General features: G+C 69.9%; 15 protein-coding genes. 10 read left to right on the top strand and 5 right to left on the bottom strand.

From position 1 onward, the window contains the following. Positions 1-136: 136 nt before the first annotated feature. Positions 137-985, bottom strand: coding sequence for an alpha/beta hydrolase (locus ACXJ3V_RS12430; protein ID WP_457100625.1), 849 nt, complete (start codon positions 983-985; stop codon positions 137-139). A gap of 112 nt (positions 986-1097) precedes the next feature. Between ACXJ3V_RS12430 and ACXJ3V_RS12425 the strand changes: the two genes are divergently transcribed. Together ACXJ3V_RS12425 and ACXJ3V_RS12420 are read left to right on the top strand one after the other, a co-directional pair. Next, complete coding sequence (locus tag ACXJ3V_RS12425) at positions 1098-1556, top strand: MarR family winged helix-turn-helix transcriptional regulator (RefSeq protein WP_457100624.1); 459 nt, start codon at positions 1098-1100, stop codon at positions 1554-1556. A 5-nt stretch (positions 1557-1561) separates the two neighbouring features. Next, positions 1562-2917, top strand: a complete 1356-nt coding sequence (locus ACXJ3V_RS12420) for an MFS transporter (RefSeq protein WP_457100725.1) — start codon at positions 1562-1564, stop codon at positions 2915-2917. A gap of 102 nt (positions 2918-3019) precedes the next feature. Here ACXJ3V_RS12420 and ACXJ3V_RS12415 read toward each other — a convergent pair whose 3' ends face one another. From ACXJ3V_RS12415 to ACXJ3V_RS12400, 4 genes are read right to left on the bottom strand one after another with little or no spacing between them, the layout of a single operon-like run. Beyond that, positions 3020-4267, bottom strand: coding sequence for a D-arabinono-1,4-lactone oxidase (locus ACXJ3V_RS12415; protein WP_457100623.1), 1248 nt, complete (start codon positions 4265-4267; stop codon positions 3020-3022). An 11-nt stretch (positions 4268-4278) separates the two neighbouring features. Then, entirely contained in the window at positions 4279-5169 is an 891-nt protein-coding gene (locus tag ACXJ3V_RS12410) for an aldo/keto reductase (RefSeq protein ID WP_457100622.1), read from the bottom strand. Positions 5170-5191: 22 nt separating this feature from the next. Further along, positions 5192-5926, bottom strand: a complete 735-nt coding sequence (locus tag ACXJ3V_RS12405) for a FadR/GntR family transcriptional regulator (protein WP_457100621.1) — start codon at positions 5924-5926, stop codon at positions 5192-5194. A gap of 30 nt (positions 5927-5956) precedes the next feature. After that, a complete protein-coding gene (locus ACXJ3V_RS12400) occupies positions 5957-6856 on the bottom strand; it encodes a PfkB family carbohydrate kinase (RefSeq protein WP_457100620.1) in 900 nt (299 codons plus the stop codon). Positions 6857-7003: 147 nt separating this feature from the next. Here ACXJ3V_RS12400 and ACXJ3V_RS12395 point away from each other — a divergent pair, with 147 nt between their 5' ends. The 8 genes from ACXJ3V_RS12395 to ACXJ3V_RS12360 all read left to right on the top strand — a co-directional run bounded on the left by ACXJ3V_RS12395 (position 7004) and on the right by ACXJ3V_RS12360 (position 15320). Next, positions 7004-7660, top strand: coding sequence for a DUF2291 family protein (locus tag ACXJ3V_RS12395; protein ID WP_457100619.1), 657 nt, complete (start codon positions 7004-7006; stop codon positions 7658-7660). Further along, positions 7657-9225, top strand: coding sequence for a sugar ABC transporter ATP-binding protein (locus ACXJ3V_RS12390; protein ID WP_457100618.1), 1569 nt, complete (start codon positions 7657-7659; stop codon positions 9223-9225). The genes ACXJ3V_RS12395 and ACXJ3V_RS12390 overlap by 4 nt, the downstream gene beginning before the upstream one ends. Continuing rightward, positions 9222-10355, top strand: coding sequence for an ABC transporter permease (locus tag ACXJ3V_RS12385; protein WP_457100617.1), 1134 nt, complete (start codon positions 9222-9224; stop codon positions 10353-10355). Before ACXJ3V_RS12390 ends, ACXJ3V_RS12385 begins: the two co-directional genes overlap by 4 nt. Before the next feature lie 72 nt (positions 10356-10427). After that, positions 10428-11402 carry a substrate-binding domain-containing protein gene (locus ACXJ3V_RS12380; RefSeq protein WP_457100616.1) on the top strand — a complete coding sequence of 325 codons (975 nt, stop codon included), beginning with the start codon at positions 10428-10430 and terminating at the stop codon, positions 11400-11402. A gap of 130 nt (positions 11403-11532) precedes the next feature. After that, the gene (locus ACXJ3V_RS12375; protein ID WP_457100615.1) at positions 11533-13272 is read left to right on the top strand and encodes a dihydroxyacetone kinase family protein; all 1740 of its coding nucleotides are present in this window, start codon (positions 11533-11535) and stop codon (positions 13270-13272) included. 1 nt (position 13273) lies between these two features. Then, positions 13274-13744 carry a ribose-5-phosphate isomerase gene (locus ACXJ3V_RS12370; protein WP_457100614.1) on the top strand — a complete coding sequence of 157 codons (471 nt, stop codon included), beginning with the start codon at positions 13274-13276 and terminating at the stop codon, positions 13742-13744. Then, positions 13744-14529, top strand: a complete 786-nt coding sequence (locus ACXJ3V_RS12365; protein WP_457100613.1) for a triose-phosphate isomerase family protein — start codon at positions 13744-13746, stop codon at positions 14527-14529. Before ACXJ3V_RS12370 ends, ACXJ3V_RS12365 begins: the two co-directional genes overlap by 1 nt. Beyond that, positions 14526-15320: a sugar phosphate isomerase/epimerase family protein gene (locus ACXJ3V_RS12360; RefSeq protein WP_457100612.1), complete on the top strand. Its 795-nt coding sequence runs from the start codon at positions 14526-14528 to the stop codon at positions 15318-15320. Before ACXJ3V_RS12365 ends, ACXJ3V_RS12360 begins: the two co-directional genes overlap by 4 nt. Positions 15321-15363 lie beyond the last annotated feature (43 nt).

Here is a 15363-nt window from a genome sequence, read left to right as displayed (position 1 = left end):
CTTCATCGACCGCGCCGACTGCTCTGTCGACGCCGCACCACCCGTGGGAGCGCTCCCACCGCTAGCGCTAAGTGTCAGCATGCCCGTTCCCTGGGCTCCACGTCAATGCTCGACGTCCAGCGCCGCGCGCTGGGGCTCAGTCGCGCGCGGGGAACCGCTTGTCGAGCCACGCCACGACGTCGGCGCGGACGTCGGCCTGCACGACCTCATTGAAGATCTCGTGGCGCGCGCCCGGGTAGACGAGCGTCGTCACATCCGTCAGCCCCGACCGGGTGCGGTAGGCCTCGGCGAGCTTGTGAACGCTGCGCGGGCCGCCGACGGTGTCGTCGCGTCCCACCAGCAGGAGGGCCGGGATGTCGTGCCCCAGGTTCCTGCGCGGCTTGCCGAAGATGCGAAACGCCGCCATCGGTCCGAAGAGCTTCAGCATGGGCTGGCTCGTGGTGAGCTGGTCTTCGAGGAACGCATCGCCGACCGTGAGGTCGGACGACAGCCACTCGACGCCCTTGGCGTCCTTGTGCTTCCACGGTGCGTTGAGGTCGCCCGCATTCAGCGACCCGGGCCACCGCAGCGCCGATCCCGAGAGGATGAGCGCGTCGTATCCGTCCGGGTGATCGTTGACGAGGATCTGCGAGAGGAACGACCCCCACGAGTGTCCGAGCAGCACGAGCGGGAGCCCCGGGTTCTCGGCGCGGATGAACTGGGTGAACTGCCAGAGCGCATCCTCGGCGGCGCGGTGCCCGCCGGGTCCGAGTCGGCCGAGCTTGTCCTTGTCGCCGTGCTGCTTCATGCCGGTGCGCCCGTGCCCGCGGTGGTCGTCCGCGTACACGATGTAGCCCTCGCTCGTGAGGGACTCCACGAGCGCGGCGTACCGCCCGGCGTGCTCTCCGAGACCGTGCAGCAGCTGCACCACAGCCCGGGGCGTGGTCTTGGCCGCATGGACGTCATAGACGATGTCGATGCCATGTGCATCGGTGAACTCTGGCATGCGGATGAGTCTAGATCGGATGCCGCAGCCCGCCCCCCGTGCGGGGATTCGACGCGCAGCAGCACGATGGAGATTTACTTAGCAAGGCTAATGAGCTAGGCTAACGATCGTTATGAGCCCCGCCACGGATACCCCTGCCGCCCCGACCGTCGAGGATCTGCCTGCCGAGGCATCCGAACTCCGCATGGCGACCTTCCGCCTCGCCCGCCGCCTGCGCGCCGAGCGTGCGATCGACGCCATGAGCGACGGTCAGTTCGCGGTGCTCGCAGCCCTCAAGATGCACGGGCCGCACACCCTCGGGGAGCTCGCCGACCGTGAGCGGGTGTCGTCGCCGTCGATGAATCGCACCGTCAACTGCCTCGAGGAGTCCGGGTACCTCGCCCGCACGCCGGACATCGACGACCGTCGCAAGGTCAACCTCTCGCTGACGGATGCCGGACGCGAGGTCGTCGAAGAGACCGTGCGGCGCCGCGACGCGTGGCTCGAGGAGGCGCTCGCCGCGCTCACCCCGCAGCAGCGTCACCTGCTCGCCGAAGCCGCCGGGATCATGCTGGCGGTGGCCGCCCGATGAGCGCGATGTTCCGCTCCTTCTCGGTCTTCAACTACCGCGTCTGGTTCATCGGCGCGCTCGTGTCGAACATCGGCGCCTGGATGCAGGCCACCGCGCTCAGCTGGGTGGTGCTGACCGAGCTCACCGACAACGACGCCGCCGCGATGGGCATCACGATGGCGCTGCAGTTCGCTCCGCCGCTGCTGCTCGTGGGGGCGACGGGCTGGGTCGCCGACCGGTTCGACCGGCGGCGTCTGCTCATGGTCACGCAGTCGCTGCTGCTCGTGATCGGCGTCGTGATCGGCATCCTGATCCTCCAAGGGGTCATGTCCCTCCCCMTCATGTACGCCTTCGCGCTCGCCCTCGGCGTGGTCTCGGCGTTCGACAACCCCGCGCGACAGGCGTTCGTGTCCGACCTCGTGACCCGCGAGAACGCCTCCAACGCGGTCGCACTGAATGCCGCCTCCTTCAACGGCGCGCGCATGATCGGGCCTGCCGTCGCCGGCATCGTGATCGTCGCGGTCGGCACGGGCTGGGTGTTCCTCGTCAACGGCGTCACCTTCCTCGGCATGATCGTCGCGCTCATGCTCATCCGCACGCATGAGCTCATCCCCCGCGCCCGCGCCAACGGCTCCGGACGCCTCGCCGACGGCTTCCGCTATGTGAAGAAGCGGCCGGACATCCTCGTCATCTTCGCGATGGTGTTCCTGCTCGGCGCGTTCGGCATGAACTTCCCGATCCTCGCCTCGACGATGGCGATCGAGTTCGGCCAGGAGGCCGACGGCTACGGTCTGCTCAGCTCGATCCTCGCGGTCGGGTCGCTCGCCGGCGCGCTGCTGGCCGCGCGGCGGGATCGCGCGCGCATCCGGCTCGTCATCGGCGGCACGGCGCTGTTCGCCGTCGCCGCCACGGTCTCGGCGTTCATGCCGAGCTACTGGCTGTACGCACTCACGCTCATGGTCACCGGGTTCGCCGTCGTGACGACGCTGACCACCGCCAACGGCTACGTGCAGACCACGACGGATCCGGCGCTCCGCGGCCGCGTGCTCGCGCTCTACATGGCGATCCTGATGGGGGGCACGCCGATCGGCGCTCCCATCGTCGGGTGGGTGGCCGCGGAGTATGGTCCGCGCGTCGCCATCATGCTGGGTGCGGTCGGCGCTTTCGTCGCCTTCGCCATCGGAGCGACCTGGATGCTGGCCTCCGGCCGGGTCCGTCGCCACGAGTCGCGGCGCTTCCGCCTCACGATCGACGAGACGCTCCCCATCCGCGTGGTGCAGCCGGTGCCGGAGGAGTTCAGCGACGAGATCGCCGGCACGACGCCCATCCCGATCCCCGACGCGCGGGACGCCGCGCTCGCGTCGCAGTCATCCGGCCGCTGAAGGGGTCGCAAACGGTCACCTCGGTCACAGGCATACGACCACCTGCGCCACCTTCTGACGACGCCGAGCCATCCAGGGTTCGGTCGGCGCGCTGCGGGAGGGTCAGCGGGGGTCGCGGAGGCCGACCCGCTCGAGGTGCGCGTTCCAGAAGCGGCCCTCCGGGTCGAGGCGCTCGAACACCGCCCGGGCATCGGCGAGCTTCGGGTGCACCCTGGCGAGGGATGCCGCGTCGAACCGGTGCGCCTTGCCCCAGTGCGGCCGCACCCCGAACGGGGCGAGCGCCGCCTCGATCGATGGGAGCAGGCCGTACACCTCGTCGTGGCGGTACCAGGTGAAGTGGATGGCCATCACGTCCTGCCCATAGGCGCCGCTCAGCCAGAGGTCGTCGGCGGCGGCCGTGCGCAGTTCGCTCACGAGGAGGTGCGGCTGGATGCTCGAGGCCAGCGCACGCACGGCATTGAGGGCGCCCGCTGCATGCTCGCGCGAGACGAAGTACTCGGTCTGGATCTCCTCGCCGAAGGAGGGCTGCGAGTCGAGTCGGAAGTGCGGGAGCCGCAGCATCCACGGTCCTGGCACACCCCCGAGCTCCGTGATGTTGTCGCCCTCGCCCAGCGGCGAGCCGGCGCCGAGGACGCGCCCACCGTCGAGCAGTTCGTCGGGCACCGGGTCATGGTCCTGATCGAGGCGGGTCTTCACCCACACGTAGCCGATGCTGTCGTCGTCCCATCGCGTGAACACCGACACGCTGTAGCCGGCTCCAGTGATGGCGTCGAGGTCGGCGAGCGCGGCATCCCACGTGATTCCTTCGTAGACGTCCTGCCGCAGCCGATACGACGGCTGGATGTCGAGATCCAGCGACACGATGATCCCGAAGGCGCCCACCCCGACCACCTGCGCGGCGAAGTCGGCGTCCCCACGGCGCACCTCGTGCAGGTCGCCGTCGGCGCCGACGTAGCGGAACGCGCGCACCGCCGTCGTCAGCACGCCGTTGGCGTCGCCCGAGCCATGGGTCCCGGTCGCCGTCGCGCCGCCGACCGCGATGTGCGGCAGCGAGCCGAGGTTGTGCAGCGCCCAGCCCTGCTCGTCGAGCAGCAGCGCGAGCTCCCCGTAGCGGGTGCCCGCGCCGATCGTGGCATAGCCCTCGTCGGCGTGCAGCGCGAACCCGGGCTCGAGGCCGGCGAGATCGATGAGCGTGCCGGTCGTGTCGGGCAGGTCGGTGAACGAGTGCCGCGTGCCGAGCGCGTGGACGAGCCCGGGCTCCCGCACAAGACGCTGCACGTCGTCGACCGTCTGCGCGGGCGCGATGCGCGGCGCGGTGTACTCGTGGGTTCCGGCCCAATTGCGTGACATGCGCTCAGCCCTCACTCGCTCGCGTTCGCATCATCGATGAGCGCCCAGAGCTCATCGGGGATCACCGTGGCGGCGAGCTCGTCCAGTGCACGAAGTCGGGCAGCGGTCCTGATGCCGACAACCGTGGAATCCACCAGCGGCGATCGCAGTGAGAAGTGCAGGGCGACGGCGGCGAGCGGCACGTCGTGCGCGCGGCAGATCTCCTCCATGCGGACCACACACGCCAGGAGCTCGGCAGAAGGCTCCCGATACGCATAGGTCGACGAAGATGCCGAGCCCTTCGCGAGCAGGCCGCTGCCGAACGGAGCCGCGTTGAACACCGTCATCCCGCGCTCCTTCGCCCTTGTGAAGAGCTCCGTGGCGCTGCGGTCGACGAGCGTGTAACGGTTGTGGCTGAGCACCGCATCGAAGGCGCCCGTCTCCACGTACTCGATCATCTCGTCCACCGGGTAGGTGGCGATTCCGATCGCTCCGACCACTCCGGCAGCGCGCAGTTCGAGAAGCCCCTCGATGGCACCGCCAGAGGAGGCCGCTTCGGCGAAGGTCACCGAATACGGATCGTGGAAGTGCAGCAGCGGCAGCGTGTCGACGCCGAGCCGGGCGCAGCTCTCCTCGAAGGAGCGCAGCACACGATCGCGACCGAACGCGTGCGTCACCGGATCTTCGTCGACCTTCGTGATCACACGATCGGTGGCTCGGTCTCCGACCCGTGCGCGCGCAAGACCGATGACGGCCTCGGACCGGCCGCCTGAGTAGTTGTTCGAGGTGTCGAGAAACGTGTGGGATGACTCGAAGAGCGCTATCGCGTCAGCGACGGCATCCGCCTCCTCCGAGCTGCCGGGCAGCGAGTCACGCCCCAGGCCCGACGTTCCGAGGGTGATCGGGCTGGGATTCAGGGTCATCGTGCGCCTTCCTGGGCAGTGCTCATCTGGTCGCCGCGGCGAGTCGTGCCGAGGCCGTCGCCATGTGGATCGCCATTGCCGACGCCGCGCCATCCTCATCGCGCGCGGCGACCGCCGCGTAGACCGCGGCGTGCTCGTCGATCGCCTTCTGGGCTCCGGCCACGTCTTCGACGGCCCGATCCGCGTACACCTGCAGCAGCGAACGGACGACATGCAGAAGGTCGATCAGCACCGCGTTGCCGGCGGCCGCCGCCAGGGCATGGTGGAATTCGAGGTCGGCGCGCGCGAACGGCTTGAGATCGCCGAGGGCCGTGCGCATCCGCTCCAGCTGCTTGCCGACGACGGCGAGGGATGCCTGGTCCCCGCGCGATGCGGCGAGTCGGGCGACGAAGATCTCCAGGCCTGAGCGCAGCTCCAGCAGCTCGGCGGTGTTGCGCTCGCCGATGAGCAGCCCCCAGCGCAGGGTCTGCGGCAGGAGTTCGCTGGCCGTGCCGCGCAGGTAGGTGCCCGAGCCTGGTCGCACATCGACGATGCCGAGGATCTCGAGGGCGGCGAGCGCCTCTCGCACGGCGGAGCGGCCCACGCCGAGAGTCGCGGCGAGGTGCCGCTCCGGCGGGAGACGGGTGCCGGGCTCGATCGACCCGCTCGTGAACAGATCCATCAGGCGCCGCGCCACCTCCGACACCGGCGTGCCGCTGGGCAGGGCGCCGAGAGCGGCCGATATCTCGGCCGATCGATCATCGGGAAAGGCGGGCATGCGAACAACCTAGCGTTCGAACATCGCAAGTCATGCGGGTCTCGCACCCGGCCAGGTGACGGACTCCGCGGCGGCCGCGGTCGCACCCGCCGTCGCACCCTCCAGGCGCTCTCCGGCGGCCAGGAGAGCGGCGAGCGTTCCGACGAAGGTGTCGCCCGCGCCGGTGGTGTCAATGACCTCCGTGACCGGAACCCCCGGAACATGGGTTGAGGCATCCTCCGTGCAGAGCTGGACGCCCGCACTGCCGAGCGTCACGAGCACCGACCGGGCGCCCGACGCGCGGCTGCTCGCCTCGGCGAGCACGGCGGCCGGCAGGGTCGCATCCGCGCAGAGTTCGCGGGCTTCGTGTTCGTTCAGCACGAGTGGATCCGCGACCCGCAGCGTCGCGGCGGCGAGGTGGCGGTAGGGGCCGTTGTTGAGGACGAGCCGCACCCCGTTGGCGGCGCACCAGCCGGCGACGGCGTCGATCGTCGACACCGGAATCTCGGTCTGGATCAGCACGACGGCGGGCGTCGGGATCGCCGTCAGCCGGTTCAGCACCTCGTCGGCACGCAGAAGGGCGTTCGCGCCCAGCGCGACCACGATGGTGTTCTCGCCATCCGGCGTGACGGTGATGAACGCCGCACCCGTCGGCGCCGCCGAGGTGACGAGAACGTGACCGACGTCGACCGAAACCCGGCGGAGCGCGTCCAGCTGAGCCCGCCCCAGCTGGTCATCGCCGACCGCGCCGACGAACCACACCGCGGCGCCCGCCCGGGCCGCGGCAGCGGCCTGATTCGCCCCTTTTCCTCCGGCATGCTGATCGCTCGCGACCGCCATGACCGTCTCCCCCGCGCGCGGTCGACGCTCGACCTGCGTGGCGAAGTCGGCGTTCGCAGACCCGACCACCACGACTCCGGCGGCGGTTCGCGCCCGGGGGAAGGCTGGCATGCGGATCAACATACACAGGCCCCGGCCGATCGACACCATTGCCTTCCGGCTGAAACGAATGTTGAAGCTGCGCTTGCCAACTGGTCAACCGGTTTGACAAGCTGTACCCCGCCCGTCCCCATCAGCGCCGATTCCAGGGAGTTGCCCATGGCAGTGCCGAAGCCGTCCCCGAGGCGCTCGCCGATTCGTCCGTGGATGATCTGGACCGCGCTCGCGGTCGTACTCGCGGTCGCCGCGGTGCTCACCACCAAGGTCGTCCCGATCGCCGACGTCGAGGCGGCCGCGAGCGGCGAGCGGTTCGATCCCGTCGCGTACGCCGATGCGCGCTTCGACAGCGAGATCGTTCCCCAGATCGAAGAGGAGGCCGTCGACCTCGCGACGCTCCTCGCCGACCTCGAGGGTGGAGCCGACGAGGCCGACTTCGGCCACGCCCCCGGCGCGGGGAGCTCCTACTCCTTCCCGGTGGAGTTCACCGGCGTGGCCGGCGCTCCCAACGGGGCGATCCTCCCGGTGACCCTCGATGGCCTGCCCGCGGGTCTCACGGTGCAGGTGCAGATCGGCCCCGCCATCAACGGCACGGCGCTGCGCGACGTGACCGGCACTGTCTCGTTCAACGAGTTCACCAACCAGCTCGAATTTCAGGGAGTCGCGACCGAGTTCAACTCGAGGGTGCGCGCCGGCGTGCTGGCCGACGTCGACCCCGCGGCTCTGGAGGGCAAAACGATCCACGTCGTCGGCGCCTACACCCGGGTGAATCCGGCGCTGGTGTCAGTTGTGCCGGTCGTGTTCGAGGTCGAGCAATGAGCACTCCCACGATCACACCCGTCCACGACGCCGTCGTGATGCGCGCACGGGGGATCACGAAGACGTACGGCGTGACGCGCGCACTGAAAGGCGTCGACTTCGAGATCCGCAGCGGCGCCGTGACGGTGCTGTTCGGCGAGAACGGCGCCGGCAAGTCGACCCTGATGAAGATCCTGTCCGGGGTGGAGTCGCCCACCTCGGGCACGCTCGAACTGGACGGCCTCGAGATCGAGCTCAGCGACACGGTCGACGCGTCGCGCCGCGGGATCGCGATCATCCACCAGGAGCTCAGCCTCTGCCCGAACCTCAGCGTTCAGGCGAACATCTTCATGGGTCGCGAAATCGTGCGGTCGCGCATCATCATCGACGACAAGGCCGAAGCCACCCGCACCCGCGAGCTGATGCGCCGCCTGGCCGAGGACCTCGATCCCCGCACCCTCGTCGAAGAGCTCCGACTCGGACAGCAGCAGGTGGTCGAGATCGCCCGCGCGCTCGCCGGCGAAGCACGGGTGCTCATCATGGACGAGCCCACCTCCGCGCTGAGCGGCAGCGAGGTCGAGGTCCTCTTCTCGCTCATCCGCGAGCTCACCGCGGCCGGCGTCGCGATCGTCTACATCTCGCACCACCTCGAGGAGGCGCTCGAGATCGCCGACCACGCCGTCGTGTTCCGCGACGGCGAACTGGTCGCCCGCGGTGAGCGCGCCGACATCGACATCGAGTGGGTCATCGCGAACATGGTCGGCAGGTCGATCGACGATCTGGCGCCCGACCTGCTCGACACGTTCGGCGACGTCGCGCTCAGCCTGCGCGGCATCACCGTCGCGGATCCGGCGAATCCCGCCCGGCTGGCCGTGAGCGGCCTCGACCTCGACGTCCGCGAGGGTGAGATCGTCTGCCTGTACGGCCTCATGGGCGCCGGCCGCACTGAGCTGCTCGAGGCGCTCGCGGGTCGTGTCCCGATCCAGCGCGGGACGGTCGAGGTGCGCGGACGCGTGCTGCAGGGCGAGTCGATCGCCGAGCGCATCCAGCTCGGCCTCGCGCTCGTGCCGGAAGACCGCCAGCGCGACGGGCTGGTGCAGACGATGTCGGTCGGCGAGAACACCTCCCTGGCGAGCCTGCGGTCCTTCGTGCAGGGGCTGTCGATCAGCATGCGCCGCGAGCGGGATGCCGTGCAGAAGCAGATCGACGACGTCCGGGTGAAGACCTCCGGTCCGGCGGCCTCCATCACCTCGCTCTCCGGCGGGAATCAGCAGAAGGTCGTCATCGGCAAGGTGCTCATGACCCAGCCCGACGTCATCCTGCTCGATGAGCCTTCCCGAGGGATCGACGTCGGCGCCAAAGCCGAGATCTTCGCGCTCATGGCGCGCGAGGCCCGCCGCGGACTCGCCGTCCTGTTCGCCACCTCCGAGGTCGGCGAGGCGCTCAGCGTGTCCAATCGCGTCCTCGTCATGTCGAAGGGCCGGATCGTCCGCGAGTTCGACTCCGCCACCGCCACCCGGGAGGACCTGATGATCGCGTCCGGGGAAGCCACCGAAGAAGACCCGCTGGGGAGCCACCACGCATGAACGCCAACACCGCCCAGACCACCGCGCCGACGGGTCAGACGCCGGCGTCCGGCAAGCGCCGCCCCCGCAGAGACGTCGACATCTGGTCGCTGCTGCTCGAAGGCCGTGCCTTCGTGGCGCTCATCGTCCTCATCATCATCTTCGCGCTGCTGTCCGACTCCTTCCTCACCTTCGGCAACCTCATCACGATGACCAAGCACGTCGCGTACAACGCGATCCTGGCGCTCGGCATGCTCTACGTGATCTTGAAGGGCGGCATCGACCTCTCGGTCGGGTCCATCGTCGGGCTCTCCGGCGTCGTCGCCGGCACGCTGCTGCAAGGCTGGCAGCTCACGGTCTTCGACGCGGTCCTCTACCCGCAGGTGTGGCTCGTCGTGCTGGCGTCGCTGGCGGTCGGCACGTTCGTCGGCCTGATCAACGGCATTCTGGTCACCCGGTTCAATGTCGCGCCGTTCATCGCGACCCTCGGCATGCTCTACATCGCGCGCGGCGCCGCACTGCTGATCTCGAGCGGAACGACCTACCCACGCCTCGCCGGCACCGCGGAGCTCGGAAACCAGGGCTTCCTCGCGATCGGCGGCGGGCGCACGCTCGGGATCCCCAACGCGATCTGGATCATGGTCGTCTTCGCCGTGATCGCCGCTCTCGTCCTGCGCTTCACGCCGTTCGGCCGGTGGGTCTACGCGGCCGGCGGCAACGAGCGGGCCGCCGCGCTCTCCGGCGTTCCGGTGCGCAAGGTGAAGATGCGGGTGTACATGATCAGCGCCTTCTGCGCGGCGACGGTCGGCATCCTCATCTCCTCCGAGCTCACCAGCGCCGCCCCGCAGCTCGGCGAGACCTTCGAGCTCAACGCCATCGCGGCCTGCGTGATCGGCGGCGCGGCCCTCACCGGTGGCCGCGGCAACGTCCGCGGCGTGCTGATCGGCGCCTTCGTCATCGGCTTCCTCAGCGACGGCCTCGTGCTGGTCGGCGTATCGACGTTCTGGCAGATCGCCATCAAGGGCGCCGTGATCATCCTCGCCGTGATGCTCGATCAGGCACAGCAGCGCATCAAGCGGTCCAAGAACGCAGCCCTCGCCGCCGCCGACAAGCAGTCGGCGCGTCCGACCACCCAGGACGCGACCGGCTGACACCCCAAGACTCCGCCGACCACCCGGTGGGCGGGCACCTGAGAACACATCCCTCAATCGAAAGGTAACAACATGCGACGCAGGATCATTGCCGCTGCTGCGGCGACACTCCTCGCCATCGGACTGGCAGGCTGCTCGTCTTCCGACAACAGCTCCGAAGCCTCGGGCGATGCCGCGGAGGCCGGCGGCCTCATCGCGATCATCACCCCCTCGCCCGACAACCCCTTCTTCAAGGCCGAAGCGGATGCCGCGCAGGCCGAAGCCGAGAAGCTCGGCTACGAGACGTCCGTCGCCTCGCACGACGACGACCCCAACAAGCAGAGCGAGCTCATCGACGCCGCGATCAGCAACGGGGCGAAGGCCATCATCCTCGACAACGCCGGCGCCGACGCGTCGATCGGCCCGGTGCAGAAGGCGAAGGATGCCGGCATCCCGGTCTTCCTCATCGACCGTGAGATCAACGAGACCGGCATCGCCGAGGCGCAGATCGTGGCGAACAACGCCCAGGGCGCTGCCGCCGTCGCCGAGGAATGGGTCGCCGGGCTGCCGAACGGCGGCAAGTACATCGAGCTGACCGGCAAGGAGTCCGACACGAACGCGGGCGTGCGCTCGGAGGCGTTTGCGAGCGTCATCTCGCAGTACCCGAACCTGGTGAGCGTTGCCAAGGAGACCGCGAACTGGAGCCAGGACGAGGCGTTCACGAAGATCGAGACCCTCCTGCAGCGTGATCCCGACATCCAGGGCATCATCGCGGGCAACGACACCATGGCACTCGGTGCCGTCGCTGCGGTGGAAGCGGCCGGACTCACCGGCAAGGTCGTGATCGCGGGCTTCGACGGCAGTCCCGACGCTGTCGCCGCTATCGAGGCGGGCACGCTGCTGGCGACKGGTCTGCAGCCGGCCGTCCTCATCTCGCAGCTGGCCGTGCAGCAGGCCGACAAGTTCATCACGACCGGCGAGACCGGCGAGGACGAGAAGCAGTCGATCGACTGCATCCTCATCAACGCCGCGAACGCCGGGGGCTACACGCTGTTCGCCATCGAGTAGGAATATGGAATCGGATGCGGTGGGCAGCTGCGGCCGCCCACCGCATCCGATTCTCCGCAGGGCTTGCAATTGGTCAACCGGTTTGCCAAAATGAGAGAGCGGACGCGGAGTCTGCCAGGGAGGAACCGCGATGACGCGTCTATGGAATGACCCGGCCGCCTTCGCCGACGAGATGATCGACGGCTTCGTCGCGGCCAACAGCCGCTCGGTCCGCCGCGTCGCCGGAGGCGTCGTCCGCAGCACCGTCGTGCCCGACGGCCAGGTTGCCGTCGTCATCGGCGGCGGGTCGGGCCATTACCCCGCCTTCGGCGGGCTCGTCGGACCCGGACTCGCGCACGGCGCCGCGATGGGGAATCTCTTCGCCTCGCCCTCGACGCAGCAGATCGTCTCGGTCGCGAAGGCCGCGCATCACGGCGGCGGGGTGTTCTTCAGCTACGGCAACTACGCCGGCGACGTGCTCAACTTCGATGCCGCGCAGGATCGCCTCCGCGCCGAAGGGATCGCCTGCGAGACCGTGACCGTCACCGACGACATCTTCTCGGCCGCTCCCCACGAGAAGCACAAGCGCCGCGGCATCGCCGGCGACCTCACCGTCTTCCGCATCGCCGCCGCCGCCGCTGAGGCGGGCAGCGACCTCGCCGAGGTCACCCGGCTCGCGCAGCTCGCGAACGAGCGCACCCGCTCCTTCGGCGTCGCCTTCACCGGCTGCACGCTCCCCGGCGCGGAGGCACCGCTGTTCAGCGTGCCCGAGGGGCGCATGGCGATCGGCCTCGGCATCCATGGCGAACCGGGCATCGACGAGACCGACATCCCGACCGCCGACGGACTGGCCGAACTGCTCGTGTCCCGGCTGCTCGACGAACTGCCCGCCGGCATCGTGACCGCCCAGGGCGCGCGCGTCGTGCCGATCCTCAACGGGCTCGGATCGCTCAAGTACGAGGAGATGTTCGTCGTCTACCGGCGCATCGCGCAGCTGCTCACCGCAGCGGGCGCCGTCATCGTGGACCCGCACGTGGGCGAGTACTGCACGAGCTTCGACATGGCGGGCACATCGCTCACCCTCTTCTGGCTGGACGACGAGCTCGCACCCCTCTGGGACGCACCCGTCGACACACCCGCCTACCGCCGGGGCTCGGTCGCGCCGGTCGCCCACGATGACACTACGACGACGGATGCCGCGACCGCCGACGCGGTCCCGCCCGCGAGCGACGCCTCCCGCGCGGCCGCGGACCTGACTGCCCGCGTCGTTGCGGCGACCGCTGCCATCATCGACGAGCACGTCGACGAGCTGGGCCGGCTCGACCAGATCGCCGGTGACGGCGACCACGGCATCGGCATGCAGCGTGGAGCGCGCGCTGCGCGCGAGGCTGCGGCCCGCGCCGCCGCGCAGGGCGCCGGTGCCGGCACCGTCCTCGTCCACGCGGGCGACGCGTGGTCGGACCGCGCGGGCGGCACGTCCGGCGCGCTCTGGGGCGTCATTCTCCGCGCGGTCGGCGAAGCGATCGGCGACGAGGACGCGCCGAGCGCGGCATCCGTCTCCGCCGGCGTCGCCGCGGCCTCCGCGGGGGTGATGGCCTACGGCAAGGCCGAGGTGGGCGACAAGACGATGGTCGACGCGCTCGTGCCCTTCAGCACCGAACTCAGCCGTGCCGTCGATGGCGGGGCCCGCCTCGCCGATGCCTGGGCGACCGCGGCGAGCGCCGCGACGCGGGCTGCGGCCTCCACCGCTGACCTGCTCCCCCGCATGGGCCGCGCGCGTCCGCATGCGGAGAAGAGCCTCGGCACCCCCGACCCGGGCGCGCACTCGCTCGCCCTCATCGCCACCGCCGTCGGCGCGCTGCTCGCCGGTGCCGCGGATGAAAGGAACTGACATGCCCGAACCGCTGCGGATCGTCATCGGCTGCGACGACGCCGGCTTCGACTACAAGGAGATCCTCAAGCGCGACCTGGAGGCGAACCCCGGCGTCGCGTCCGTGGTCGACGTCGGTGTGGACGCCGACGGCCACACCTCGTATCCGCGCATCGCCACGGCTGCGGCGGAGCTGGTCGCGAAGGGAGAAGCCGACCGTGCGCTGCTCGTCTGCGGCACAGGGCTCGGCGTCGCGATCGCCGCGAACAAGGTCACCGGAATCCGCGCGGTGACCGCGCACGACAGCTTCTCCGTGGAGCGCAGCGTGCTCTCGAACAATGCGCAGGTGCTCACTTTCGGGCAGCGTGTCGTCGGCATCGAGCTCGCCCGCCGCCTGGCCCGCGAGTGGCTGACCTACCGGTTCGACCCGACCTCGGCCTCCGCCGAGAAGGTCGCGGACCTCGACCGGTACGAGCAGACCGGCAGCTGCTGATGCCCCCGCGCGTGACCGTCGGCGTGAGCCTCAAGATGTACTTCGGGCATCTCGAGGCGCACGCGTGGTTCGCGCGCGTCGCGCAGGTCGTCGCCGGGCATCCCGCGGTTGCGAGCGGCACCGTCGAGTTCTTCGTCATCCCCACCTATCTGCAGATCGCCGCAGCACTCGAGACGTTCGCCGGAACGAACACCGTGATCGGAGCGCAGGATGCCGCGACCGAGGACTCCGGTGCGTTCACGGGCGAGGTCAGCCCGGCGGAGCTCGCCGAGGTCGGCGTGGGCGTGGTCGAGATCGGACACGCCGAGCGGCGCCGGCTCTTCGGCGAGACCGACGAGGTCGTGCGCGCCAAGACCGCCGCCGCCCTGCGCAACGGACTGCGGCCCGTGCTGTGCATCGGCGAGGACGAGCGCGTCGAGCCCGCCGAAGCCGCGGCCCGCACGGTCGCCCAGCTCCGCCACGCGCTCGACGGTGCGCCGGACGGCGGGATCATCGTCGCCTACGAGCCGGTGTGGGCGATCGGCGCGGCCCAGCCTGCCCCGGTCGCACACATCCAGACCGTGACGCGGGCGCTGCGGGATGCCGTCGCCGACCGGCCAGGAACGTTCGTCATCTACGGCGGCTCGGCCGGCCCGGGGCTGCTCACCGAGCTGGGCGACGCCGTCGACGGGCTCTTCCTCGGACGCTTCGCCCACGATCCCGACAACCTCGTTGCGGTGCTCGACGAAGCCGCCGCGCTGGCCGAGTCCCGGTCGTCAACCGACGGTGAGCGAGGCGACGCATGATCGGGCTCGGCACGTACGCGTTCTTCTGGCAGCACTCCGATCTCGCACCGACGCAGCTGTCGCTGATCGAGGCGTTCGAGGCGACGCGCGAGCTCGGCGTTGACCTCTTCCAGATCTGCGACTACGCACCGCTGGAGTCGATGGATGCGACGGAACTCGCCGATGCCGCCGCAGCCGCGCGCGACCTGCACCTCACGATCGAGCTGGGCACGAAGGGCATCGAGCCCGAGCGCCTGACGCGCTTCCTCGAGCTCGCCGCGATCTTCGAAGCCGGCCTCGTCCGGTCGATGCTCTTCGGTCCCACGACCCGCCCCTCGCTGGCCGAGGCCGAGGAGTGGCTGACCGCCGCGCTGCCGGAGTTCGAGGCATCCGGAGTCACGCTCGCCCTCGAGACGTACGAGCAGGTCGCCACCACCGACCTCGTCGCGCTCGTCGAACGGGTCGGATCCGATCGGCTCGGCGTGTGCCTCGACCCGGCGAACGTCGTCGCTCGCCTCGAGCCCCCGCGCACCGCTGTCGAGATCGCCGCGCCCGTAGTGAAGAACATCCACGTGAAGGACTTCGCCTTCGCCCGGCGCAACGGCTGGGTGGGCTTCACCTACAGCGGCGCCCCGATGGGCACCGGCCTGCACGACTACCCCCACCTGCTCGAGACCGTCCGCCCGCGCGAGCGCGGCATCAACGAGATCGTCGAGCACTGGCTGCCCTGGCAGGGCGACCCCGAGACCACCGTCACCGCCGAGCGGGACTGGACCCGCATCACACTCGACTATCTGAGGAGCACGCTGTGAGCACACCTACCGACCCTTCGACAAGCTCAGGGACCCCATCTCC

The organism is Microbacterium sp. P5_E9 (assembly GCF_054049175.1).
Note: the sequence above shows the minus strand (reverse complement) of the source record. Positions and strands in the feature narration are given on the sequence as shown.

Bases quoted from the DNA above. Each gene is read 5' to 3' on its own strand.
- ACXJ3V_RS12430 (WP_457100625.1), bottom strand. From the start codon at position 985: ATGCCAGAGTTCACCGATGCACATGGCATCGACATCGTCTATGACGTC.
- ACXJ3V_RS12425 (WP_457100624.1), top strand. From the start codon at position 1,098: ATGAGCCCCGCCACGGATACCCCTGCCGCCCCGACCGTCGAGGATCTG.
- ACXJ3V_RS12415 (WP_457100623.1), bottom strand. From the start codon at position 4,267: ATGTCACGCAATTGGGCCGGAACCCACGAGTACACCGCGCCGCGCATC.
- ACXJ3V_RS12410 (WP_457100622.1), bottom strand. From the start codon at position 5,169: ATGACCCTGAATCCCAGCCCGATCACCCTCGGAACGTCGGGCCTGGGG.
- ACXJ3V_RS12405 (WP_457100621.1), bottom strand. From the start codon at position 5,926: ATGCCCGCCTTTCCCGATGATCGATCGGCCGAGATATCGGCCGCTCTC.
- ACXJ3V_RS12400 (WP_457100620.1), bottom strand. From the start codon at position 6,856: ATGCCAGCCTTCCCCCGGGCGCGAACCGCCGCCGGAGTCGTGGTGGTC.
- ACXJ3V_RS12395 (WP_457100619.1), top strand. From the start codon at position 7,004: ATGGCAGTGCCGAAGCCGTCCCCGAGGCGCTCGCCGATTCGTCCGTGG.
- ACXJ3V_RS12390 (WP_457100618.1), top strand. From the start codon at position 7,657: ATGAGCACTCCCACGATCACACCCGTCCACGACGCCGTCGTGATGCGC.
- ACXJ3V_RS12385 (WP_457100617.1), top strand. From the start codon at position 9,222: ATGAACGCCAACACCGCCCAGACCACCGCGCCGACGGGTCAGACGCCG.
- ACXJ3V_RS12375 (WP_457100615.1), top strand. From the start codon at position 11,533: ATGACGCGTCTATGGAATGACCCGGCCGCCTTCGCCGACGAGATGATC.
- ACXJ3V_RS12370 (WP_457100614.1), top strand. From the start codon at position 13,274: ATGCCCGAACCGCTGCGGATCGTCATCGGCTGCGACGACGCCGGCTTC.
- ACXJ3V_RS12365 (WP_457100613.1), top strand. From the start codon at position 13,744: ATGCCCCCGCGCGTGACCGTCGGCGTGAGCCTCAAGATGTACTTCGGG.
- ACXJ3V_RS12360 (WP_457100612.1), top strand. From the start codon at position 14,526: ATGATCGGGCTCGGCACGTACGCGTTCTTCTGGCAGCACTCCGATCTC.